At 47.2% G+C, this 1,011-nt stretch carries 2 protein-coding genes; both read right to left on the reverse strand.

From position 1 onward, the window contains the following. Positions 1 to 14 precede the first annotated feature (14 nt). Positions 15 to 329 carry a hypothetical protein gene (locus tag ACRC27_RS07545; RefSeq protein ID WP_115149177.1) on the reverse strand — a complete coding sequence of 105 codons (315 nt, stop codon included), beginning with the start codon at positions 327 to 329 and terminating at the stop codon, positions 15 to 17. Positions 330 to 481: 152 nt separating this feature from the next. Then, positions 482 to 979, reverse strand: a complete 498-nt coding sequence (locus ACRC27_RS07550; protein ID WP_010862250.1) for a lactoylglutathione lyase family protein — start codon at positions 977 to 979, stop codon at positions 482 to 484. Between the last annotated feature and the right edge of the window lie 32 nt (positions 980 to 1,011).

A 1,011-nucleotide genomic window follows, 5' to 3' on the forward strand; every position in this document is an offset into this window, starting at 1 on the left:
TCATAACCGAAACTTCATAATGAAGAAGAAAATAGCGCCGAAATAGCCCCACCAATGCGCATGAAGAAATGACCAAACTCGGTGAGAACATGCACGAACAACAGCGGCCAACGATAGGCGATGAACATAGCCGTCATGAAGCCTAAAAAGAAAAACCACGCGGGAAATAACCAATGGCGAGATGCCTGTTTTTCACGGGCATAGCTATCGTAGTTCTCTCTTCTTTTCGGTTCGTGATAAGACGGCCTTTCTCCTGCGGAATAACCAAGATCGGATCGCTCTCCATCGCGAAACTCTCGGGGATGATAAATATCTTTGGGGTCAAACATAAGCAGCCTCCTTGCACATCAATAGTAACAAAGGCGCTATGTCAGCTCAGATTTGGATAGGAAATGCGGGAAATAAAACACAAAACGTGCGGCATAATTGACTTAATTACACCGCATTATCTCAGCCTGCAGGAAAATCACACCAACAACGCTTATTCCTGGTAAGCACCGGCGGAATACGTCAGCTCATAGCTGTGGCTGTAAATCTCGATGATGTTGCCAAACGGGTCTTCCATGTAGACCATACGGTATGGTTTTTCACCCGGATAGTATTCACGCACTGGCATGCGCTGCTTACCGCCAGCCGCCACAATGCGTGCAGCCAAGCCTTCGACATCCGGATCTTGCACGCTAAAGTGAAACACGCCCGTTTTCCAGAATTCAAAATTGTTCTCACGCTGCTCGCTGTTCGGGAACTCGAATAACTCAATCCCGATTTTATCGCCAGTAGATAAGTGCGCGATCCGAAACGAACCCCAACCAGGGCCAAACACATCGTTGCACATCACGCCAATCGCCGAATCGTCTTCAGTGATGGTGGTAGCCGGCATAATCAGATACCAACCCATAACTTGGGTGTAAAACTCTACCGCACGATCTAAATCAGTAACGGTAATGCCGATATGCGAAAAGTTACGTGGATAAGTCATAAATCACCTGATGTTGTGTCAGAAAACAGGTG

Source organism: Plesiomonas sp. (assembly GCF_051650925.1).
Taxonomy (GTDB): domain Bacteria; phylum Pseudomonadota; class Gammaproteobacteria; order Enterobacterales; family CAMTGL01; genus Plesiomonas.